The sequence below is a fragment of the Pseudomonas sp. MCal1 genome (assembly GCF_026341415.1).
Taxonomy (GTDB): Bacteria; Pseudomonadota; Gammaproteobacteria; order Pseudomonadales; family Pseudomonadaceae; genus Aquipseudomonas.
In genome coordinates, this window is sequence record NZ_JAKUMP010000019.1 from 73872 (window position 1) to 95554 (window position 21683).

At 60.9% G+C, this 21683-nt stretch carries 22 protein-coding genes and 1 pseudogene; 9 read left to right on the forward strand and 14 right to left on the reverse strand.

What is annotated here, in order from left to right; all coding sequences use genetic code 11:
• Window positions 1–240 precede the first annotated feature (240 nt).
• The 3 genes and pseudogenes from MKZ87_RS29165 to MKZ87_RS26545 form a co-directional block, all read left to right on the forward strand.
• Window positions 241–1119 (forward strand): annotated as a pseudogene (locus MKZ87_RS29165) (methyl-accepting chemotaxis protein); the annotation flags it as partial.
• A gap of 201 nt (window positions 1120–1320) precedes the next feature.
• On the forward strand, window positions 1321–2025 hold the full coding sequence (locus MKZ87_RS29170; RefSeq protein ID WP_412546960.1) for a methyl-accepting chemotaxis protein: 705 nt from the start codon (window positions 1321–1323) through the stop codon (window positions 2023–2025).
• 469 nt (window positions 2026–2494) lie between these two features.
• Window positions 2495–2878 carry a DUF6124 family protein gene (locus MKZ87_RS26545; protein ID WP_085701357.1) on the forward strand — a complete coding sequence of 128 codons (384 nt, stop codon included), beginning with the start codon at window positions 2495–2497 and terminating at the stop codon, window positions 2876–2878.
• 108 nt (window positions 2879–2986) lie between these two features.
• Here the strand turns inward: MKZ87_RS26545 and MKZ87_RS26550 are convergent, their stop codons facing one another.
• Window positions 2987–3214 carry a FitA-like ribbon-helix-helix domain-containing protein gene (locus tag MKZ87_RS26550; protein ID WP_085701356.1) on the reverse strand — a complete coding sequence of 76 codons (228 nt, stop codon included), beginning with the start codon at window positions 3212–3214 and terminating at the stop codon, window positions 2987–2989.
• Window positions 3215–3375: 161 nt separating this feature from the next.
• On the opposite strand from MKZ87_RS26550, the gene MKZ87_RS26555 reads away from it, so the two are divergent.
• A complete protein-coding gene (locus MKZ87_RS26555) occupies window positions 3376–4404 on the forward strand; it encodes an AraC family transcriptional regulator (RefSeq protein ID WP_085701355.1) in 1029 nt (342 codons plus the stop codon).
• On the opposite strand, the gene MKZ87_RS26560 is transcribed toward MKZ87_RS26555, so the two are convergent.
• The 4 genes from MKZ87_RS26560 to MKZ87_RS26575 all read right to left on the reverse strand — a co-directional run bounded on the left by MKZ87_RS26560 (window position 4401) and on the right by MKZ87_RS26575 (window position 8571).
• Complete coding sequence (locus tag MKZ87_RS26560; RefSeq protein ID WP_085702408.1) at window positions 4401–4769, reverse strand: glyoxalase superfamily protein; 369 nt, start codon at window positions 4767–4769, stop codon at window positions 4401–4403. The genes MKZ87_RS26555 and MKZ87_RS26560 overlap by 4 nt on opposite strands.
• Window positions 4770–4886: 117 nt before the next feature.
• The gene (locus MKZ87_RS26565) at window positions 4887–6344 is read right to left on the reverse strand and encodes a D-aminoacylase (protein ID WP_085702407.1); all 1458 of its coding nucleotides are present in this window, start codon (window positions 6342–6344) and stop codon (window positions 4887–4889) included.
• 1 nt (window position 6345) lies between these two features.
• A complete protein-coding gene (locus MKZ87_RS26570) occupies window positions 6346–7206 on the reverse strand; it encodes a MurR/RpiR family transcriptional regulator (RefSeq protein WP_085702406.1) in 861 nt (286 codons plus the stop codon).
• 15 nt (window positions 7207–7221) lie between these two features.
• The gene (locus tag MKZ87_RS26575; RefSeq protein WP_085702529.1) at window positions 7222–8571 is read right to left on the reverse strand and encodes a GntP family permease; all 1350 of its coding nucleotides are present in this window, start codon (window positions 8569–8571) and stop codon (window positions 7222–7224) included.
• 257 nt (window positions 8572–8828) lie between these two features.
• On the opposite strand from MKZ87_RS26575, the gene MKZ87_RS26580 reads away from it, so the two are divergent.
• The gene (locus MKZ87_RS26580) at window positions 8829–8990 is read left to right on the forward strand and encodes a hypothetical protein (RefSeq protein WP_170929807.1); all 162 of its coding nucleotides are present in this window, start codon (window positions 8829–8831) and stop codon (window positions 8988–8990) included.
• Window positions 8991–9222: 232 nt separating this feature from the next.
• Here the strand turns inward: MKZ87_RS26580 and MKZ87_RS26585 are convergent, their stop codons facing one another.
• The 3 genes from MKZ87_RS26585 to MKZ87_RS26595 form a co-directional block, all read right to left on the reverse strand.
• On the reverse strand, window positions 9223–10116 hold the full coding sequence (locus MKZ87_RS26585; RefSeq protein ID WP_085702405.1) for an NAD-dependent epimerase/dehydratase family protein: 894 nt from the start codon (window positions 10114–10116) through the stop codon (window positions 9223–9225).
• 103 nt (window positions 10117–10219) lie between these two features.
• Window positions 10220–11131 carry a LysR family transcriptional regulator gene (locus tag MKZ87_RS26590; protein ID WP_085702404.1) on the reverse strand — a complete coding sequence of 304 codons (912 nt, stop codon included), beginning with the start codon at window positions 11129–11131 and terminating at the stop codon, window positions 10220–10222.
• 60 nt (window positions 11132–11191) lie between these two features.
• Complete coding sequence (locus tag MKZ87_RS26595; RefSeq protein ID WP_085701350.1) at window positions 11192–11782, reverse strand: NAD(P)H-dependent oxidoreductase; 591 nt, start codon at window positions 11780–11782, stop codon at window positions 11192–11194.
• Between the two features lie 201 nt (window positions 11783–11983).
• Between MKZ87_RS26595 and MKZ87_RS26600 the strand changes: the two genes are divergently transcribed.
• Window positions 11984–12298 (forward strand): putative quinol monooxygenase, encoded by a 315-nt coding sequence (locus MKZ87_RS26600; RefSeq protein WP_065261059.1) that lies wholly within the window; start codon window positions 11984–11986, stop codon window positions 12296–12298.
• On the opposite strand, the gene MKZ87_RS26605 is transcribed toward MKZ87_RS26600, so the two are convergent.
• Complete coding sequence (locus tag MKZ87_RS26605; protein WP_085701349.1) at window positions 12288–13052, reverse strand: sulfite exporter TauE/SafE family protein; 765 nt, start codon at window positions 13050–13052, stop codon at window positions 12288–12290. The two genes, MKZ87_RS26600 and MKZ87_RS26605, sit on opposite strands and share 11 nt — an antisense overlap.
• 82 nt (window positions 13053–13134) lie before the next feature.
• Between MKZ87_RS26605 and MKZ87_RS26610 the strand changes: the two genes are divergently transcribed.
• From MKZ87_RS26610 to MKZ87_RS26620, 3 genes are all read left to right on the forward strand, one after another.
• Entirely contained in the window at window positions 13135–14016 is an 882-nt protein-coding gene (locus MKZ87_RS26610) for a LysR substrate-binding domain-containing protein (protein ID WP_085701348.1), read from the forward strand.
• A 55-nt stretch (window positions 14017–14071) separates the two neighbouring features.
• Window positions 14072–14647 (forward strand): NAD(P)H-dependent oxidoreductase, encoded by a 576-nt coding sequence (locus MKZ87_RS26615; protein ID WP_085702403.1) that lies wholly within the window; start codon window positions 14072–14074, stop codon window positions 14645–14647.
• A 198-nt stretch (window positions 14648–14845) separates the two neighbouring features.
• Window positions 14846–15256, forward strand: a complete 411-nt coding sequence (locus MKZ87_RS26620; RefSeq protein ID WP_085685536.1) for a MerR family transcriptional regulator — start codon at window positions 14846–14848, stop codon at window positions 15254–15256.
• A gap of 66 nt (window positions 15257–15322) precedes the next feature.
• On the opposite strand, the gene MKZ87_RS26625 is transcribed toward MKZ87_RS26620, so the two are convergent.
• The 5 genes from MKZ87_RS26625 to MKZ87_RS26645 form a co-directional block, all read right to left on the reverse strand.
• Complete coding sequence (locus MKZ87_RS26625; protein ID WP_085702528.1) at window positions 15323–17938, reverse strand: efflux RND transporter permease subunit; 2616 nt, start codon at window positions 17936–17938, stop codon at window positions 15323–15325.
• Window positions 17939–17971: 33 nt separating this feature from the next.
• Complete coding sequence (locus MKZ87_RS26630; protein ID WP_085701346.1) at window positions 17972–18808, reverse strand: outer membrane lipoprotein-sorting protein; 837 nt, start codon at window positions 18806–18808, stop codon at window positions 17972–17974.
• A 70-nt stretch (window positions 18809–18878) separates the two neighbouring features.
• Window positions 18879–20174, reverse strand: a complete 1296-nt coding sequence (locus MKZ87_RS26635; protein ID WP_416383558.1) for a DUF1302 family protein — start codon at window positions 20172–20174, stop codon at window positions 18879–18881.
• Between the two features lie 2 nt (window positions 20175–20176).
• A complete protein-coding gene (locus tag MKZ87_RS26640) occupies window positions 20177–20941 on the reverse strand; it encodes an SDR family NAD(P)-dependent oxidoreductase (RefSeq protein ID WP_085701344.1) in 765 nt (254 codons plus the stop codon).
• Entirely contained in the window at window positions 20938–21675 is a 738-nt protein-coding gene (locus MKZ87_RS26645) for a 3-oxoacyl-ACP reductase family protein (RefSeq protein WP_085685527.1), read from the reverse strand. The genes MKZ87_RS26640 and MKZ87_RS26645 overlap by 4 nt, the downstream gene beginning before the upstream one ends.
• Between the last annotated feature and the right edge of the window lie 8 nt (window positions 21676–21683).

A 21683-nucleotide genomic window follows, 5' to 3' on the forward strand; every position in this document is an offset into this window, starting at 1 on the left:
CGGCCGATACAGTCCTGCTTACACCCTTGCTGGCGCAAAAAAACAACAATCTTCCAGCCTGACCGACGATCAAGTAGCACAACGTTTTTCTGGAGGATTTTTGTGATGAATAGCTGGTTCGGCAACATCAGCGTGAACCTGAAACTGGGGCTCGGATTCGGCCTCGTCCTGGCCCTGACCTGCATCCTGGCGCTCACCGGCTGGACCAGCCTGGGCGGCCTGATTGACCGCAGCAACTGGATGAGCGACATCACCCAGCTCAACGCTGGCCTGACCAAACTGCGCGTGGTGCGCCTGCAATACATGCTGACCAACGGCGACGAAACCGCCGCGCAGAACGTGCAGACCACCCTCGACGGTTTTGCCGCGCAGCAGCAGAAGCTGATCAGCAGCTTCAAGAGCCCGGAAAACCTCAAGCTGCTCAAGCAGCAGGCGGCGACCATCGCCGAGTACCAGACGTCCCTGAACAAGATGCGTAACGCCTACCGCACCGGCAACACGGCGCGCGACTCGATGGCCACCAGTGCCGCGACGGCTTACGGCCTGATCGAAGCGCTGAGCAACCGGGTCCAGCAAATGCCGCTGAGCGATGAGCGTTTCGAGCAGTTCCAGGCTGTCACCGCCGCCAAGGAAGCGTTCATCCTGGCGCGCTACGAAGTGCGCGGCTACACCGCCACTGCCAACGCCGAGACCGAGCAGAAAGCCGTCGGCCAGCTGGACGTAGCCATCGCCAGCCTCAAGCCGCTGAACATGCATTTCGCCAGCAGCCAACAAGACGCCCTGCGTCAGCTGGAAACCGCACTGACCAACTACCGCAGCGCCTTGCAGGCCTTCAAAAACGCCAACAGCGATGCGGTGCAGGCGCGCAAGGAAATGACCGATCAGGGCGCGACCATCGTCAGCCTGAGTGAGCAGCTGTATCAGATCCAGCTCGACCGTCGTGACGCCGAAAGCGCCCAGGCTCGCACCCTGCAATTGATCAGCACCCTGCTGGCCTTGCTGGTAGGTGTTATCGCCGCGTTCATCATCACCCGTCAGATCACCCGTCCGCTGCAGGAAACCATGGCCGTGGTCGACCGCATCGCCAGCGGCGACCTGAGCCACAACGTGATCGTCACCCGCCGCGACGAACTCGGCGTGCTGCAACAAGGCATCGCGCGCATGGGCGTGACCCTGCGCGACCTGATCAGCGGCATCCGCGACGGGGTGACCCAGATCGCCAGCGCCGCCGAAGAACTGTCGGCCGTGACCGAACAGACCAGCGCCGGCGTGAACAGCCAGAAGGTCGAGACCGATCAGGTGGCCACCGCCATGCACGAGATGACCGCCACCGTGCAGGAAGTCGCGCGCAACGCCGAAGAAGCCTCGCAAGCCGCAGCCGCCGCTGACGGCGAAGCCCGCGAAGGTGACAAGGTGGTGAACGAAGCCATCGCCCAGATCGAGCGTCTGGCCAGCGAAGTGGTGCGTTCCACCGAAGCCATGAGCGTGCTGCAACAGGAAAGCGACAAGATCGGCAGCGTCATGGACGTGATCAAGGCCGTGGCCGAACAGACCAACCTGCTGGCCCTCAACGCCGCCATCGAAGCCGCCCGTGCCGGTGAAGCCGGTCGTGGTTTTGCCGTGGTTGCCGACGAAGTCCGTGGCCTGGCCCAGCGTACCCAGAAATCCACCGAGGAAATCGAAGGCCTGGTGGCCGGTCTGCAGAACGGCACGCAACAGGTGTCCGCCGTGATGAACAACAGCCGCGCCCTGACCGACAGCAGCGTCGCCCTGACCCGCAAGGCCGGCGACTCGCTGGAAAACATCACCCGCACGGTGTCGAATATCCAGTCGATGAACCAGCAGATCGCCGCTGCCGCCGAACAGCAGAGCGCCGTGGCCGAAGAAATCAGCCGCAGCATCATCAACGTCCGCGACGTGTCGGAACAGACCGCGGCGGCGAGTGATGAGACGGCCAAGTCCAGCGTTGAACTGGCGCGTTTGGGTGGGCAATTGCAGCAGATGGTGAGTCATTTCCGCGTGTAAACCCTGCACACGAAAGCCGATGTACAAAGAAGGGCAGCTGAGAAGCTGCCCTTCTTTTTTGCCCTGAAATTGCCATTTTCAGGAATTGGATGACGCGTTCTGAAACGTGATTACACGCGTTTGGCGATTGGTGTTTAAGGACACGCGGTGATACGTCCCGAAGCCCACAAAACCTTGCGCCGTTGCCTACGGCTACGCCAGAATCCGCCGGCTTGTGCGCCTTGGGCTGGCTGCGTAATTTGATTGCGTCATTGATTTCCAGTGATCGAACTTAGCGGTTCGGAATGTCCCCTACGGTTGCACATGTCGAATCCAGTCAGGCGCCAGCCTGCACTTGATGGTGGCTGTGCGCATGGCACCTTCGGGTGCGCCGGGTTGAGGGTGACTACCGGTCCGCTAACTTGCGCACAGCTGCCACCCTTTTGCTTAGCGGCGAAAAGGTGCAGCCTCAACCAGAGGTTAGTCACCCATGTTCAAGGTAACGCCAAACCCACCGCTCACCGAACCCACAATCATCCCGGATCCGGCATCTCCCTACGAATGCCCCGGCTCGAAACGCTTCAACGAAGCCGCCGAACGCGCCCTCGATTATCACCTGGGCCCCCTCAGCGCCCAGATCATGGCCGCGCCCTACAAACCCAACACCCTCTATCAGGCTCACCCCGAAGCCGACACCGAATCCCTGCTGGTAGACGCCAGCGAATCCCTCGGCTCCGCCACCGTCATGCTCAACAATCATGTGGCATTGGTCGAGGGCAGCCACCGCAAGACTCTGCAAGGCATCGCCCAGATCGTGATGATCGCCGAACTGGCCGTTAACCGGGCGCTGGACAAGGTCGTGCCGACGGATTGATGCGGGAGGTGGCGAGTGCGGTGCACTCGCCATTTTTTTGCACCCTGTAAAAAGCCCGCCGCCACACTGGTTTTAGTGTGGCGGCGGGCTTTTTGTGAGCGGTGTTTATCAGCCGCTGAGGTTTTCTGAACGTGATGGCAGATCGAGCTCGACGCCACCCATGGCGCCGAATCGATTGTGTATCCGAGTACCTAACCCGCCAGCTCGATCAACCGTAGCCAATGCGTTTTCCAGAATCTGCCGCGCTTCGTCCTCCATGGAATGGCCATTTTGGGCGGCAGCGATACGCAGTTGCTCTGTCATCTGCTCATCGAGTCGAATAGTGATGCTGGTCATAAGGCTTCCTGCAATCCGTGAAATGAGTGATCGCAGACTAACAAACCAGCTCGAAGACCTCTGCATGGTCCCAAGGCCAGCCATTTACTTTATTCGCGGATTCAAATTACCTTTCAGAGCGCTCCTCCGCCCACGGCGGCCTCGATCAAGAGGATTCGGTCATGCAATCGCTCGGCTTCACCTCCGTCCCACCGCTGCTCAAGTACCTGCGCCATGCCGAACATCTGGGCATGGCCATCGAGCCTGCGTTGGCGGCGGCCGGGTTGCAGGCGCAGCAGTTGAGCGACAACAGCCTGCGCTTGCCGGGTGAAGCCCATGAGCGGTTGCTCGATTATTTCTGCGAACACTCGGGCGATCCGCTGTTCGGCCTCAACGCGGCCAATTTCGTCCTGCCCAACTCGTGGAGCGTGCTGGGTTACATCACCATGAACTGCGCGACACTGGGCGACGCCATGAGCCGCATCATGCCGTTCGAAAAACTGGTGGGTGACATGGGTGTCAGCCGCGCCGAGGTTCACGAAAACCACGTGCACCTGATCTGGAGCTGCCGCTTTGAGCGCCCGCGAATTCGCCGGCATCTGGTGGAAAACGTGCTCGGCTCCTGGCTGCAATACGCGCGCTGGATCGCCGATACCCGACTGTCACCGGCCGCGGTGTGGCTGGAACACTCACTCCCGGCGGGCACGACGCTGGCGCAGTACGAACAGTTTTTCGACTGCCCGGTGCTGTTCGATCAACCGTATTCCGCGCTGATCGTGCCGTTGCCGTATTTGCAGTTGCCGTTGCGCCAGGCCGATGCGCATTTGCTGCGCACCCTGGAAGAACACGCGCAGAGTCTGATGGCGACACTGGAGGATGCGTCGCTGGAACAGCGGGTCAAAAGCATCCTGCGCCAGTTGCTCAAGGAAGGTCTGCCGCGCGAGGAGCAGGTGGCCGAACATCTCGCCGTGTCGGTGCGCACGCTGCAACGCCAGTTGCATCAGGCCGGCACGTCGTATCAGCAGACTCTCGATGAACTGCGCCAGGAACTGGCCGAGCATTACCTGCTCAACAGCACCCTGCCGATTCAGGACATCGCCCAGTATCTGGGCTTCAGCGAATCACGCTCGTTTCACCGCGCCTTCAAGAGCCGACGCGGGATGCCGCCCGGTGAATTTCGCCAGACTCACCGGGTATCGAACGACGGCTAGAGGCTGATCGCGTTGGTGAACACCAAACGGTTGCCGAACGGATCGGCGATGGTCATGTCCTGGCTGCCCCACGGCATGGCCTGAATCTGTGGATGCGAAAACTTGTATTCCTTGGCCAGCAACTGCTGCTGAAACGCCTCCAGCTCATCGGTCTCGATCCGCAGGGCTGAACCGGGAGTCGCATCGCCGTGGTGTTCAGACAAATGCAGCACGCACTCGCCACGGGAGATTTGCAGGTACAACGGGAAACCAGACTCGAAACGATGCTGCCAATCGATCTTGAAGCCGAGGAAGTCGACGTAGAACTCCACGGCTTTGGCTTCATCGAAAATCCGCAGGATCGGGGTGGTTTTGCCGAAGCTCATGGGTTGCTCCCTGACTGATTGGCCCCGGCGTGTAGCCGGGGTGAATGTCAGCAATTCGGCCTGGTGATGGCTTTCTTTAATTGCAATGTGCCATCACCGTGACGCAGTCAGCAAAATTCAACGAAAGCCGTCGCGCAGATCGCCCTGGCGCGCCAGGAACCGCCCTGCTGTTTGCCCGCTGGCCTGGCCGTCGCGATAACTCAACACACCATTGATCCACACCCCTTCGATGCCTTGCGCGGCGCGTTGCGGGTCATTGAAATCCGCCACGTCACGCACGGTTGCCGGGTCGAACAACACCAGATCCGCCCAGTGCCCTTCTCGAATCTCGCCCCTTTCCTTCAGGCCAAAACGCGCCGCCGACAGACCGGTCATCTTGTGCACCGCGGTGTGCAGTGGAAACAACCCGACATCGCGACTGAAATGTCCGAGCACCCGTGGGAAAGCGCCCCACAGACGCGGATGCGGGAACGGGTCTTCCGGCAGGCCATCCGAACCGACCATCGACAGCGGATGGGCGAGGATCCGGCGCACGTCGTTCTCGTCCATCCCGTAATACACCGCGCCCGCTGGTTGCAGGCGTTTGGCGGCGTCAAGCAGCGACAGGTTCCATTCGGCGGCGATGTCCATCAAGTCGCGACCGCCCATGTCCGGATGCGGCGTCGACCAGGTGATGGTGATGCGGTGGGCATCGGTGACCTGCTTCAGATCCAGGGTCGAAGAACTCGCCGCATACGGATAGCAATCGCAGCCGACCGGGTGGGTTTTCGCCGCTTCTTCCAACGAGGCGAGCAACTGCGGACTGCGGCCCCAGTTACCGGCGCCAGCACATTTGAGGTGGGAAATGATCACCGGCGACTGTGCGTGGCGTCCGATACGGAAGGCCTCATCCATCGCCTCCAGCACCGGTTCGAATTCACTGCGCAGGTGGGTGGTGTACACCGCGCCAAACGCATTCAGTTCTTCGGTCAGTTGCATGACTTCATCGGTGGAAGCCGAGAACGCACTGGCATACGCCAGACCTGTGGATAAACCGAGGGCGCCCGCCTCCAGGCTTTCACGCAACTGCTCGCGCATCGCACTGATTTCATCGTCGGTCGCGGTGCGAAACAGATCATCAAGATGATTGCTGCGCAGCGCCGTATGCCCGACCAGCGCCGCGACGTTCAGCGTGGTATTGGCCGCTTCCACCGCTGCGCGGTAATCGCTGAAGCGTGGATAAACGAACGCGGCTGCCGAGCCGAGCAGGTTCATCGGATCCGGCGGATCGCCGCGCAAACTGACCGGCGCCGCACTGATTCCGCAGTTGCCGACAATCACCGTGGTCACGCCCTGGCTGAGCTTGGGCAGCATCTGCGGCTGGCGGATTACCACGGTGTCGTCGTGGGTGTGCACGTCGATGAAACCCGGCGCCAGCACACGGCCGGCGGCGTCGATTTCATCGTTGGCGCGGGCCTCGCGCAAGTCGCCGATCTGCGCGATGCGGCCATCGAGGATCGCCACGTCGGCGGTATAACCGGGGCTGTTGCTGCCGTCGATGACCAGGGCGTTGCGAATCAGGGTGTCGTACAGCATGTCAGTCTCCCAGCGGCAGGTGATCGTCGCCGCCACGGTATTCGTCGAGGGCGAGTTTGATCCGCCGCAGACGTTCTTGATTGTCTTCAGGGTTGGCCAGCGCCAGCTCGGTGGCCAGCACGTCGATGGCGAGCAGCATGCCGTAGCGCGCCGCCGTCGGTTTGTAGATGAACGAGGTCTCGGCGCCTTGAAGCGGCAGGACGATATCGGCCAGTTCCGCCAGCGGCGAGTCGGCGCGGGTGATGGCGAGAATCCGGGCGCCGTAGTTGCGCGCCAGCGCCACGGTCTCCAGCAATTCCGGGGTGATGCCGGTCAGCGAACAGACGATCACCACCTGCTCGGCGCTGAGGCTGGCGGCGGTGACGCGCATCATCACCGCGTCGTGGCACACCGCAATCGGATAGCCGAGACGCACCAGCCGCACTTGCAACTCATCGCTGCACAGGGTCGAGCAACCGCCGATGCCGAAGGCGTGGATCATCCGCGCCTGGCCCAGCAGTTTCACCGCATCGGCGAAGCGCGATTCGTCGAACGCCGCCAGATGCTGGCGCAGGGTGGTTTCGATATCGCCGACGATCTGCCCGTAAAACGCCGACTGCTCGGGCATGCCCGCCGGGTCGAGGAAACGGCTGCCGACGCCGCTGGCCTGGGCCAGTTGCAGACGCAGATCGCGCAGGTCGCGGCAGCCGACGGTGCGGGCAAAGCGCGACAGTGTGGCGGTGCTGACTTCGGCCCGCTGCGCCAGCTCTTCGAGGCTGGCGGAGGCGGCAAATCCTACGTCGTCGAGCATCAGACGGGCGATGCGTCCTTCACCGGCGCTGAAGGAATCCTGACGGGCGCGGATCTGATAAAGGATGTCCATGGCGGAAAACTCCGACTACAGCAGGTAAGAAAGACCGACGGTCAGGGCGAAAGCGACTACCGAGATCAGGGTTTCCAGCACCGTCCAGGTCTTGAACGTCTGGGCCACCGTCATGTTGAAGTATTCCTTGATCAACCAGAAGCCGCCGTCGTTGACGTGGGAAAAGATAACCGAGCCCGCACCGGTCGCCAGCACCAGCAGTTCCGGGTGTGGATAACCCAGACCGATGGCCACTGGCGCGACCACGCCGGAAGCCGTGGTCATCGCCACGGTGGCCGAACCGGTGGCGATGCGCATCAACACGGCGAACAACCAGCCCATGATCAGCGGCGACAGGTGAAATTCGTGAGCCAGGCCGACGATCTGATCGGTGACGCCGGCGTCCACGAGAATCCGGTTCAGACCGCCACCGGCGCCCACCAGCAAGGTGATGCTGGCGGTCGGTGCCAGGCATTCGTTGGTGAATTTGAGGATCGATTCCCGGTTGAAGCCCTGTGCAATGCCGAGCGTCCAGAAACTCAACAGCGTCGCCAGCAACAGCGCGATCACCGAGTTGCCGATGAACAGCAGGAACTGATTGAAGCCGCTGCCCGGCGTGGAAATCAGGTTGGCCCAGCCGCCGATCAGCATCAGCACCACCGGCAACAGAATGGTCGCCATGGTGATGCCGAAACCCGGCAGGCTGTCGCGGGGCTCGCGTTCGAGGAATTGTTTTTCCAGCGGGTTATCCGCCGGCAACTGAATGCGCGGCACGATGAATTTGGCGTACAGGGGACCGGCAATGATCGCCGTCGGAATGCCGATGGCAATCGCGTACAGCAAGGTCTGCCCGACCGACGCCTGATAGGCCTGCACCGCCAGCATCGCCGCCGGGTGCGGCGGCACCAGCGCATGCACCACGGAAAGACCGGCAACCATCGGCAAACCGACCATCAGGATCGACACGCCGACCCGCCGCGCCACAGTAAAGGCAATCGGCACCAGCAACACGAAACCGACTTCGAAAAACAGCGGCAGCCCCACCAGAAACGCGATACACACCATCGCCCAGTGCGCGTTCTTTTCGCCAAAGCGTTCGATCAACGTGCGCGCCATCTGCTCGGCGCCACCGGACTCGGCCATCATCTTGCCGAGCATCGTCCCCAGCGCCACCACCAGCGCAATATGCCCCAGCGTCTTGCCCACCCCGGCCTCATACGCCCCCACCACGCCGGACGGCGGCATCCCCGCCACCAGCGCCAGGCCGATGGAAATCAGGGTGATGACAATGAACGGATTGAGCCGGTAACGGGCGATCAGAACGATCAGGGCGATGATGGCAACGGCGGCGTACACCAGCAGCCAATAGCCGAAGGACGGTGTCATGCGGTACTCCTCGAAAGGGTCACGTTCGAATGGGTTGTGAAACTCATAAATCATTTCGAGATCGAGTTTTCAAACGAAGTGAAAGTAATTTTCGTGGAGGGATAAGGGTTGTCGCTTTTGGATATGTCTTGTCGTGAATAATGAAAATCGCGGGGTAGGATTTTCATGACCCGGCTGAAGGTTTTGCCCAGACCACAAGGTTTTCAACATCAATCCAGGCGCTATACTCGGCAGACGCTTTCTATCGAGTTCCTGCCATGACTGCTTCGCGCCGCCGCCCCAAAAAGCTCACTGCCGAAGCGTTGATACGCGCGATTGCCAGTTCGACAGCCATCGAAACGGGTCAGAGCGTTGAATCGATTGAACGCAAGCTGAAGCTCAAGGACAGCAAGTTTCTGCATCTTTCTCTGGCCAAATGAGATCGTCACTCAAGTCCACAATGCCTGCCGAACCCAATACTCCATGGGTTCGTAATTGCAATTCAGCCCTTGGTTGATTGCCTCAACCATCCTTGCCCCTCCTGATGCCACTGAACATTGAAAAGCGCCGGGGATTTGCCCCGATGCCAGGACAAATCAAAAAACACAAACGGCTGCCCAAAGGCAGCCGTTCACAGGTTAGTCGCAAAGCCCTCTCGGGTTTAATCAACCCTCACACCATTTCGTTACGAATCCATTCAACCACCGACGTGCGCTTCGGCACCCAGCCGAGCAGTTCGCGGGCGTGTTTGCCGCGTACGCGGCTGTTGGAGCCGAGGCCGTAGTTGGCCATTTCATAGCCCCACTCGGCTTCAGCGTCTTTGAGCGGCCAGTCTTGTGGCTGGCCCAGATTCAAGGCTTCGGCCATGGCGGTGGTCATGTCGATGAACGACGCTTCGCCGCTTTCGACGAAGTAGAAGGTGCCCGGGACGTTTTTGGTCAGGGCCAGCAGGTACAGCGACACCACGTCTTCGATGTGCACGTTGGACCAGATGTTCTGACCGCTGCCGACGTGACGCACCACGCCGCTTTTGCGTGCCTGTTTCAGCAGACGCGGCAGTTGCACGCTGTCGCGATTGACGCCCAGGCTGTGGCCGTAGATCAGAGTGTTGCAGATGACGGCCGAGTTCACGCCGTCCTTCGCTGCCGCGAGGATCAGGTTGTCGATGGCCACCCGTGCGGCCTTGTCGACGGTCGGCTCCGGCAGGTTGTCTTCGAAGTAGATGACGTCGCTGGATTTGCCGCCCGAGGCATCGCCGACGATGCTGGAACCGCTGGTGTGCAGGAACACTTTGTTCGAACCGCGCAGGGCATCGAGCAAGGCTTCGACCGCGCCGCGATGGTCGCTGCTGGCGGCGTTGATCACGGCGTCGGCGGCGCGGGCCTGTTCGGCCAGCAGTGCCTTGTCGTCGAGGGTGCCGATCACCGGGGTGATGCCCAGTGCCTTCAGCTCATTGGCCTGTTCGGCGCTGCGCACAAGACCGGTGACGCTGTGGCCGGCCTGGACCAGACCGGTGGCGATGGAGCCGCCGATAAAACCGGCAGCGCCGGTGACGAATACGTTCATGGGGAAACTCCCTGCGTGAGTAAGTGATGCAACGAGTATCGATCGGCAGGTCCTGTGGAAAAACCCGCCCTCAACCAATTCACTCTTGCGCAGGGGTCACGAATCAGCCTTTGAAATCGGCGCTGGCGTAAGCCGCCAGTTTGCTCTGGATAAAATCCAGGAAGCACTGGATGCGCAGCGCCAATTGCGAGTTGCGGTAGTACACCGCGTTGATCGGCTGGCGATAACCGCTGTTGAATTCCGCCAGCAACATCTTGAGGCGCCCGGCGCGGATGTCGTCGATGGTCATGTAATGCGAGAGGCAGGCAATGCCCTGGCCCTCCAGCGCCAGATGCCGAACCGTCTCGCCGCTGGAGGCGCTGATCGCCGGGGTAATCGGCCAGCGATCGCCGTGCACGTAACGCAACGGCCACTGGTTGAGGCCTTCGTTCTGGGTGAAACCGAGCAAGGTGTGGTCGCTCAGGTCAGCCACTTCCCGCGGCGCGCCGTGTTTTTCCAGATACGCGGGACTGGCGACGATCAACAGCGGACTGCAACCCAACGACCGCGCATGCAACGTCGAATCGGCGAGGGGGCCGATGCGGATGGCGACGTCGGTGCTTTGTTCCAGCAGGTCAATGATCAGGTCATTGCTGTTGAGTTCGAGCTGGATGTCCGGGTACAACCGACGGAATTCGTCGATGTACGGCACGATGGCGTGGAGCATGAACGGCGACGCCGCGTTGATGCGCAGTCGTCCTGACGGGGTTTGCTGGCGCGAAGAAAGACGTTCTTCGAGTTGATCCATCTGGTCGAGGATCAGCTTGGCCTGTTCGAAGAAATACTTGCCCTCCTCGGTCAGGTCCATGCGCCGTGTAGTGCGGTTGATCAGCGTGGTGTCGAGCTTGGCTTCCAGCCGCGACAGCGTGCGGCTGACCGCCGACGGTGTCTGCCCGACCTGCTCGGCGGCGGCGGAGATCGAACCGCATTCGATCACGCAGACGAAAATCTGCAACTCATCGGATCTGGCTTTCACGGGTGTCCTCGAATCGAAAGGCCTGCTGCGCAAGCTCAGGCCTTCGATAGTAGCCGAGCGTCAGGCCTTGAGGCCAAACACCTCGGTCAGATGCTGCTCGTAACGCGCCACATCCGCTTCAATATTCGGGCGTTTCATCACGTCCACGCAGAGAAAGGTCGGCAGGCCGGTCATGCCAAGAAACTCGTTGGCCTTGTGGAACGGGAAGTACACGGCGTCCACGCCTTTGGCTTCGAAGAAGTCGGTCGGGTCATCGAACGCCTGCTGCGGTGCGTTCCAGGTCAGCGACAGCATGTACTGCTTGCCCTGGATCAGACCGCCGCTGCCGTACTTCTGCGACGCGTCGGAACGGGTGCGACCATCGCTGGCGTAGAGGCTGCCGTGACCTTCGGTGAAGACTTCGTCGATGTACTTTTTCACGGTCCACGGCGCGCCCATCCACCAGCCCGGCATCTGATAAATGATCACGTCGGCCCAGAGGAATTTGGCGACTTCTTCAGCGATGTCGTAACCCTCGTCGATGAAGGTGGTCTTGACGTCGACACCGCCGCGATCCAGCACGCTCAGCGCCGCTTCGTGCAGGGTGGTGTTGTAGCGACCGTCGGAGTGAGCAAATTTTTTACCGCCATTGAGCAACAGCACTTTTTTCATGGGAGAGCCTCGATCGGATTCCGATGCGCAGCGCAGAGCGCTGGATGGAGAAGGGGAAAAATTGAATGGCGGCAGATTAGCGATCCGCCCCGCGCGGAATAAGCATCGGTTGCGCAAAATTCATTTGATTAAAACGCACGAATCGAATGCCGATTGTTGCCGTAGGATTGGCCGCCATCTGAATCTGAGGAGTTTTTTGCCATGAGCGAACGCCAGGGTTTCATCCTGCACGCCAAGACCCGCCCGGAAAAAGCCGAGGCCTTCGAAGCGTTTTTCCGCGCTTACGTCGAGCCGAGCCGCGCCGAACCTGGCTGCATCGAGTACCACATGCTGCGCGACAAGGAAGACCCGAGCCTGTTCATCTTCTACGAGATCTGGGAGAGCCAGGCGCATCTGGACGTGCACTCGAACCTGCCGCACATGCAGCAGTTTCTCGCCAATCGCATGGAGTATCTGGAGCGGGATTTCGATATCCGCCCGATTGAAATGCTCAGCGCGTCGTCCGCTAGCCGCTGATCAGCAGATGGGCGCCGAGCGCGCCCAGACCGATGAAGAACACCCGCTTGAACAGCACGGCACTGATGCGCTGGCGTAGCCATTGGCCGAGCAGCATACCGAGCATGGCAGGGAGCAGCGCCAGCAGCGAAGCGCTCAATTCCGCGCCGCCGAGCGACCCGCGCCAGAGTAATCCACCGGCCAGCGCCAGGGTCGAAACCGTGAAGGACAGGCCCAGCGCCTGCACCAGTTCATCGCGGCTCAAGCCCAGGGCCTGCATGTACGGCACGGCGGGAATCACGAACACGCCGGTGGCCGAAGTGATGACGCCAGTGATCACGCCACACAGCGTTCCCAGCCACGTTTCATGGCGGCGACTGACACTCAGCGTCGGCAGGAACAATCCGCTCAGCGCATAGAGCAACAACGCCGCGCCCAACCCGCGCACCACCCAATGCCCGCCGGCCATGCCGATCCACAAGGTGCCGATGGCCGTGCCGAGAGAGATCGCCAGCAGCATCGGCCACAAGCGTTTCACCAGCCCCTGCAAATGCCCGCCGAACGCCAGTTGCCAGACGTTGGTGAGGGTCGCCGGAATGATCAGCAACGCCGCAGCCTGCGCTGGCGCCATAGCCAGACCGAGCAGGCCCATGGCGACGGTGGGCAGGCCGAGACCGATCACACCCTTGATCATGCCGGCGACGACGAAGGTCGCCATCACCAGCAACGACAAGGCCAGACCGAGGTTCTGATAGAAATCTGCGAGTGCGTTCATGGCGATACTGTGCGCCTGCACGGATGAACTGAAAATCTGTCATACACTGAGGCAGCCTCTCTTTCAGCAAGAGTCACCACCGATGCACTTCGACCTCACCGACCTGCGCCTGTACCTGCACATTCTCGACAGCGGCAACATCACCGCCGGCGCCGCCCGCAGTCATCTGTCGCTGGCAGCGGCCAGTGCGCGGATCCGGGCGATGGAAGCTTCGTTGGGCACCGAGTTTCTCGAGCGCGGGCGGCGCGGAGTCACACCGACGCCGGCCGGCAAGGCCCTGGCGCAACATGCGCGACTCCTGTTGCAACAGGCCGAGCGCATGCAGCAGGACTTGAACGAATACGCCCGGGGTGTGAAAGGCCAGGTGCGTTTGCTGTGCAACACCACGGCCATCAGCGAATACCTGCCGGAAGTGCTGGCGGATTTCCTGCGCGAACATCCCAACCTCGACATCGACTTGCAGGAACTGCCCAGCGCCCGCATCACTCACGCCTTGCGCCAGGGAGCAGCAGACCTTGGCATTGTCTCCGACGCCGTGGACACCCACGACTTGCAGACCCGGGTCTTTCGCGACGACCCGCTGGTACTGCTCGTGCCGCCGGGTCATGCGCTGGCAGAGCGTCTCTCGCTGACCTTTGCCGAAACCCTGGCCCATGACTACGTGGCGCTGGGTGCCGACAGTGCCCTGGCGATTCATCTGGAAGAACAGGCGCTGCACATCGGCCAGCGCATGGCGATCCGTATCCGCGCCGATGGCTTCGATGGGCTCATGCGCATGGTCGTGCGCGGGGCAGGCCTGGCAATCGTGCCCAAAGTGGCGGTTGAGCGCTGGCCCCGGACGAACGCATTGGCCTGCGTGCCGCTGGACGATGCCTGGGCCAGACGGACACTGCATCTGTGTTCAAGAAACTTCGCCCATCTGCCGGCCTACACCCAAGCCTTGCTTGATGCTCTGACGCCTTGACTCTACCGCTAGGGGCAGACTCTATCCTGTGAGCTTCTTTTCAGGAGTACACACTATGGGCAAACGAATGCTCGTGATTCTGGGACACCCCTCCACCGACAGTTTTTGCGGAGCACTGAGTGAAACCTACGTTCAGGCGGCCAAGGACGCCGGGCATGAGGTGCGGTTGATGCGCCTGGATGCGCTGGATTTCGACCCGGTCCTGCACGAGGGTTACAACAAGATTCAGCCGCTGGAACCCGATCTGCTGCAGGCCCAGGCCGACATCACCTGGGCCGAGCACCTGACTTTCGTCTATCCGATCTGGTGGGGCGGGATTCCGGCGTTGATGAAAGGCTTTCTGGACCGCATCTTCCTGCCCGGTTTCGCGTTCAAGTACCGCGAAGGCAAAGCCTTCCCGGACAAACTGCTCAAAGGCCGCACCGCCCATTTGCTGGTGACCATGGACACGCCGTACTGGTACTACAAATGGTTCTACCGCATGCCGGGCCTGCACCAGGTGCGCAAGACCACGCTGGAGTTCTGCGGAGTCAAACCGATCAAGACCCTGACGTTCGGCCCCATGCTCGGCTCCAAACCGGAGCAGCGCGACGTGTGGCTGCAACAGGCGCGATCCAGCGCCGCGTTCTGAATCTGACGCGACTGTCCAACTGACGGCGCCGCCGACGCCGTCAGCCTTCCACGGGCTCTCCCACGAGCCCGTCCGTCAGCTGTGCGCGTCATTTACGCACAGTTGCAACCTGCCGATGGTATTCACCCTATAATCGCCCGCCGATCAGGCTCGAGCCTGGTCACGCTACGCCCCGTTTTATCATCGAGATGGATCTTTATGTATATCGGCAAAGCCGCCCAGCTGTCGGGCACCACAGTCAAAAGCATTCGCCATTACGAAGAAATCGGCCTGTTGCCCGAGCCCAAGCGTGAAGGCAAATACCGTATCTACAGTCAGGAAAGCGTCGAGGTCCTGACGTTCATCAAATGCGCTCAGCAACTGGGCTTCAAGCTCAAGGAGCTGCAGGTCATCCTGAACAACTACCGCGGCGAGGAATTCCCCTGGGACATGGCACAGAATGCCATCGCCCGGAAAAAAGCCGAGCTGGTGACCCAGATCGGCGATTTGCAGCAGTTGTACGATGGGCTTGAAGCGTTTGAAAACAACCTCCACGAGGCTCGACAGGAATGTCAGTTCGAGCGCATCGCCCGGCAGGGGGAAAAAACCCCGGCCGCTACGCTGAACTGAAAACCCTTCTGCGGCGCATGGGCCGGTTCGCCTGTCGGATCAGGGCAGGCGGAACCGGCTCGGGCTTCAGCCCGGTACTGCCTCTGCGTCGAGGCGTTGCGCCCGAGCGGGCTGGGCAATCGGCTCAATCGCGCCGAAGAACCACGGCGAAACCAGCGTCACCAGAATGATGGTCATGACCCCGCTGGAGAACAGCGCCATGGCCACCAGCGCCCCCAGGTCGACAATCGGCTTGAAGTCAGAAAACAGCAGCGCCATGAAGCCCACGGAGAAAATCACCACGTTGATCACCGTCGAGCGACCGACGCTGTGCATCGCCTGCAGAATCGCCGCGTCGACTTCAATGCCCTGCTGCACCAGCCATTTGATGCGCGACAGCAGGTGCACCGCGTAATCGACCACGCCCACCACCAGGAAAGTCACCAGCGTCGTGCCGATGTTCAGCTCGATCTTGAACAGAAACATGAAGCCGTAGACCGTGACCGAGGTGGTCAGCAGGGTCAACATGCCGAGAATGCCCAGCCGCACCGACTTGAGCCAGTACATCATCATCAGCGTGACGACCAGCAACGCCAGGGAAAAACTCAGTACCTGGCCCTGGGTGATTTCCTGCAACACACCGGTCCAGATCAACGGCGTGCCGGCATGCGTCACCTCCAGATTGGCCGGTTTGTTCACCAGCAGCCAGGCGTCGAGGCGATCGAGCATGCCCTGATAATCACTGGCGACCGACGAGGTCATGGTGTACAGCGTCAAGGCCTTGGAGAAGTCGGCGTTGAGCACGTTGTTCAAGTCCGAGCCGCCACCGTTTTCGAACAGCATCACGTGCTGCTCGATCAGCGAATTGCCTGGCACTTCGAATTGCTCGACCTGCCCGTCATCATTGACTGAGCTCACCTTTTCCATGGCGTTGGGAACGCGCAGGTAATCAGGGTTCATGTCGTTGAGCACCAGGTTCATGCGCTTGACGTAAGTGGCCAGGGAGTAGCCGTAACTCACGTTCGGCTGCTGCTTGATGAAGTGGTCGAGCTTGTCGATGAACTGCACCACCTCCGTGGTCAGCACCCCGCGAGGCTCCTTGCTGTCGATGGCAATCCAGCCCGGCGCCGTACCCGCGACGTTGGCGTGGTTGATGAACTGGTCCGAAATGCGGATATGGCTTTCGGGTTTGAAATAGGCAATGCCCGAGTCTTCGATATCGACGCGGAAGGTGAACACGGTGGCCAGCGCCAGCAACGGCAGCATGACCATGAGAATCGGTTTGCGAAAGCGGATCATCCAGGCGCAGAACGCCACCAGATAACGCGAGATGATCGATTCCTTGTGCGCAGCGACCCTGGCTTGCGCTGGTTGATCCTTGCCCCAGATGGAGATCCAGGCCGGAATCAGCAGCAACGAAATGATCAGCGCCGCCGTCAGGCCGATGGACATGAACACGCCGAAGTTACGGATGCTGACGATGTTGTTGGTGGTGGAAATCATGAACGTGGCGATGGTCGTCACTGTGGTCAACACCACCGGCACGACCATCAGCCGCTGGGTCTCGCGGTTGGCGTCACGGTTGCTCTTGCCGGCGTTTTTCTGCTCGTAGTATTCGGCCATCACATGGATGGCGTCCGAGCAGCAGATGGTGAACAGAAACACCGGCAACACGCTGGTCAACAGGTCGAACGGCACCCGCAGCAGCGCCATCAGGCCCAGCGTCCAGATGGTGCAGAACAGAATGTTGAACAGCGGCAACAACACGCCCAGCGGTTTGCGGAAGAAGAAAATCAGCAGCAGGGTGATCAGCAGAAACACGATCGGAAACAGCACCGCCAGGTCATGGTCGATGATTTCCTGTTGGGCCGCGATGAAGATCGGCATGCCGGCAATGAAAATCTCGTCCTTGTACTCCGGATGATCTGCCTGATACTTCGCGACGATGCCCCGCACGATCTGATAGGCGCGCAATTGCGCCTGGGCGTCATCCTGCTTGGTACCGAGTTCGGCCACCAGCATCGCGACTTTCTTGTCCTTCGACACCACGCCGTCGACCATCAGTTCGTTGCCCATGATCTGTGACTCGACCACGGCCGGATCCATGTCATAGGCGTTGAGGGTCTTGTGGATCAACAACTCGCCATCGTCGGTCAACACGATGTTTTCCAGGTCGCCCATCGACGCCATTTCGCGAATCGGGTTGATTCGCTCGGCGAGGAAGGTCAGGAACAACTGATCATGAGCATCCCAGTTCTGACTCTGGGCATGATCGCGCAGGGCCTTGGCCTGAGCGTAATCATTCTGGGAAAAACCGTCCTCCAGAATGTCCCGGGTCAATAGCTGCGCGCGGCTGTCATTCGGGTAGCGAGCGACGATTTGCGTCAGTTGCTCCTTGTCGGCGTCGTTGGCCAGGATCATCTTGCGCACCGACTGCGACATCGAAAACAACGCATTGAGCGTCTGTTTGTTGAAGACCGTCTGCGGGTTGTTCAACGCCACCATCACCGAGTCGAAGGTGCCGGTGAACTCACCCTGCAAATCGATGATGGTCTTGCGCGCCGGATGGCTGTCCTTGAGCAGATAAGGGTTGGTGTCCGAGATCAGCGCGCCCAGCGTATAAGTGAAATACGCGGTGATCGCCACCAGCAGGAAAACGATCGCCCGCGCATGGCGCTCGACGAAGTTCAGGTATCTTTCCATGATCATGTGTTCCAGGGTCGTCGGGAGCGGCGCTTAGCGGGCAGTCACGGAAAATTCCGGCAGGTCACCGGTTTTCAGCCCGCGCTTGATGGCGGTCTGGGTAAACAGCCGGTCTTCCAGCGGGACGTTGTACTGCAACTGGTTGAAGCGCATTTCCGAGCGCGTGCCGTCGATGAAGTGCTCGGTTTCACTGAGCACGATGCTGTCGATCCCGTCGATGGTCTCGACCTTCTGGGTGCGCATCTGCTTGATCAGCACACCTTTGACGTCGAAGAAGTCCTGACGCATGACCAGGAAATTCTGCTTGTCGATCCACACCTTGAGTTTGTTGTAACCGGTCTTGGCCAGCACTTCCGGGGACGCCGGTTCACGTTCGATCACGTAGCAGTCGCGGCCCTTGATCTGCTCTTCTCCCAGCAATGTCTGCGAGTAATCCTTGACCCGGATCTTGTCCAGGTCGGCATAGGAGTATTCGCTGCCCATGAACGAACCGCGCTTGTCGGTGGTGGAGATCCGGCGAGTCTGGCGGCTGACCGGCAGGTACATCCACTGGCTGTCTTCCAGCCCCAGCGTCTCGTGCGGGTTTTCGATGTGGAACGCGACGTCGCGCACATCGGTCGGCGCCGAGAAATACATGCTGAATTTGTCGCTGTCCGGGTAGTCCTTCTGCAGGTAGGTGAATTCACGAACCCGGGTATTGCCCTTCTTGTCGTGAAGGATCAACGACACCTGGGACATGAAGCTTTTACCGTCATTGCGATCGCGCACCTGGCGAATGATTTCATCGGCATTGCTGCCGTCGGCAGCGCTGGCGCAGACGCCACTGAGGATCAACGCGGTGGCGGTCAGACTTTTCAAAAGCGGCAACATCGGAATTTCCCTTTTCGTCGGATGAGTACATGCGGGCCTGCGCCATCGGTGGCAGGCAGGCGTCACGGGGTTAAAACAGATAGCCGGCGGACAGGCGCACTTGATCGCGCTTGCTGTACTCGCCGAAGGCCCTGTCGGGTTTGCCGAAGAACACGTCCACTTCCAGTCCCAGCTTGATGTAGTCCACCGGTTTGTAGGTGAAGATGCCCTGCAGCAAAGCGTTGTCCTTGAGCGGCGGCGAGGCCGCGGCCACCAGTCGGCTCTTGAGCCGGTCCTGCCAGTGAGTGCCCTCGGCCGAGAGGGTGAACAGCGGCTCGCGCTTGTCCTGCAGCATCCCGTCCTGCCAGTCGAGCAACACCTGTTCCTGCCATTGCGCCGAAATCAGCCAGTCGCGCCACAGATAGTCGACGCCCAACAGCGACTTGACCATCGACGTGCTGTCGGCACCGTAGGCGCGGGTCGGATTGGTCACGCGCCAATTGTCGAACCAGGCAATCTCACTGCGCACCACGATGCTGTGGCCGGCGTCGATCGCCAGACCTGCTCCGCCCATGGTGTAACGGGGAAACTGGCGTTCAAGAAGCGTACGACCGTCATCGGCCAGGCCTTCGACGGCATACACCGGGTCCTGCTGACGTGCGCTCAGCGCCACAAAACTGGTGTCCACCGCCCCGATCCGGCCATTGGCGCTCAGACCATAGGCATAGCCCTTGTCACCGTCATAACCGGGTTTGGAATCAAGCAGGAAATACTCCGGATCGGGCGCCGCGAACAGCGGCGCGGCGAACTCGCTGCCCGCCACCGGCGGCCGGTTCTTGACGAAGTCGGTGATCCACAGCGCTTCCAGCTCCCACTCGCCCACAGGCTGCGTCACGCGCACCATCGGCACGGCGATGCGGCTGTCTTCGAGCAACGGGGTCAGGCCATCGCGATAGTCCAGCGGGTTGATCTGGTCCAGCACACGCAGCTCATCCGCACGCCCCCAGACCACCTGCTGCCAGCCGACCGTCACTTCACCGTCGCCCAGCGCATGACCGACATATAGATGCCGCCAGTCAGCATCGAAGCGGTACTTTTCCCGGGCGCGTTCGCTGTACGGGTTGCTGCCGTCGTAGCGGGCGTCATACCGTACGCGACCCTTGGCCTTGTAATAACCGCCGTCCCAGTTGTCCTCCAGGTTGGCTTTGAAATACACGGCCTTCTGTGTGACCTGATCGTCACCGTGCAGGCGCAGTGCCGTGGCCACGCCGATTTCGGCGTCGGCGTAATCGGGCTTGAGATCGTCGACTTCCAGGGCCGCGACAGCCGCCGGAGCGGCCACGCACGCCCACATCGCCCAGGCGATGCGGTTGATAGATCCTGGCATCGCTACATTCCCAACCCGACGCCGCCATCGATCACCAGGCTCTGGGCCGTGACCCCGCCGGCTTCAGGACTGGCCAGGTAACGCACCATTGCCGCCACTTCTTCGCTCTGGATGAAGCGGCGCATCGGCAGTTTTTTCTTCGCGTTGCGCACGATCTGTTCCTGGGTCAGACCGGCGATCGCCGCTTGCGTCGCAAGTTCGCCCTGGAGCATCGGCGTATCGATCCAGGCCGGCAGAATCGCGTTGACCGTGATCTGCCGCGACGCCAGGTCCAGTGCCAGAGCCTTGGTCATGCCGACGATGCCGTGCTTGGAAGCGCAGTACGCAGTGTTGCGCACCTTGCCGGCCCGGCCGAGGATCGACGACATGTTGATGATCCGTCCCCGATCCGGCATCAGCGCCAGGCACAGCGAGGTCACGTAAAACGTACCGTTGAGGTTGACCGAAATCACCTTGTGCCAGTTGTGCAGATCTTCGGGCTCGTTTTCATTGCAGATACCGGCACTGTTGACCAGCACGTCGACCTGCTTGATCCGGGCGCCGAGCTGCTTGAAAAACGCTTCCATGGCAGGCAGGTCGGCGATGTTCGCCGCGTGGGTCTCGACCCGCGCCTTGATCCGCTCCTGCTGCTCGTCGACCCAGCCCTGCAACTGCGGCAAGTCCAGGTCCAGCAGGATCAGGTGATTGTCGCCATTGGCCGCGAAGTCCTCGGCCACCGCGCGCCCGATGCCTTTGGCTGCACCGGTAATCAGAATGGTGCGGCTCATGGCATTTTCAACCCGCCGTTCACCGGCAGGACCTCCCCGGTCAGGTACAGGCCACGGTCAGCGAGGTACAGCACCGCCTCGGCAATTTCCTCGGGTTCGGCGTAACGCTTGATCAGCAACCGCGACTGGATCTGCTCCTCCTGACTGCCGATCAGTGCGGTGCTCATCTCGGTCTTGACGATCCCCGGCGCCACCGCATTGACCCGGATATTGCGCGGCGCCAGCTCGACCGCCAGCGCACGGGTCATGGCCTCGACCCCGCCCTTGGCCGCGGCATAGTTGCTCTGGCCCTTGCCGGGCTTTTGCGCGGCGACCGAACTGATATTGACGATGCAGCCACTGCGCTGGCGCAGCATGCCCGGCAGCACCTGCTGACAGCAGAGCAAGGTCCCGACCAGGTTGGTCTGGATCACCTCCAGGATGTCGCTCGCCGGCATCGTCGCCAGCAAGCCGTCACGGGTAATGCCGGCGTTGTTGACCAGCAGATCGACGCGCTGGAAATGCGCCTCGACCCGTTCGAAAAATGACGCGATGCTGTCGCCACGGCTGATGTCGCATTGCAGCGCCAGGCAATCCACGCCCGACGCCTGCACTTCATCACGCAAGGCCATCGCCGCTACTTCATCACGCACATAACTGAACGCCACTTGATAACCGGCACCTGCCAGCGCCAGGACGATGGCGCGGCCGATGCCACGGCTGCCGCCGGTCACTACTGCTACTTTGTTCGGCATGACCGTTC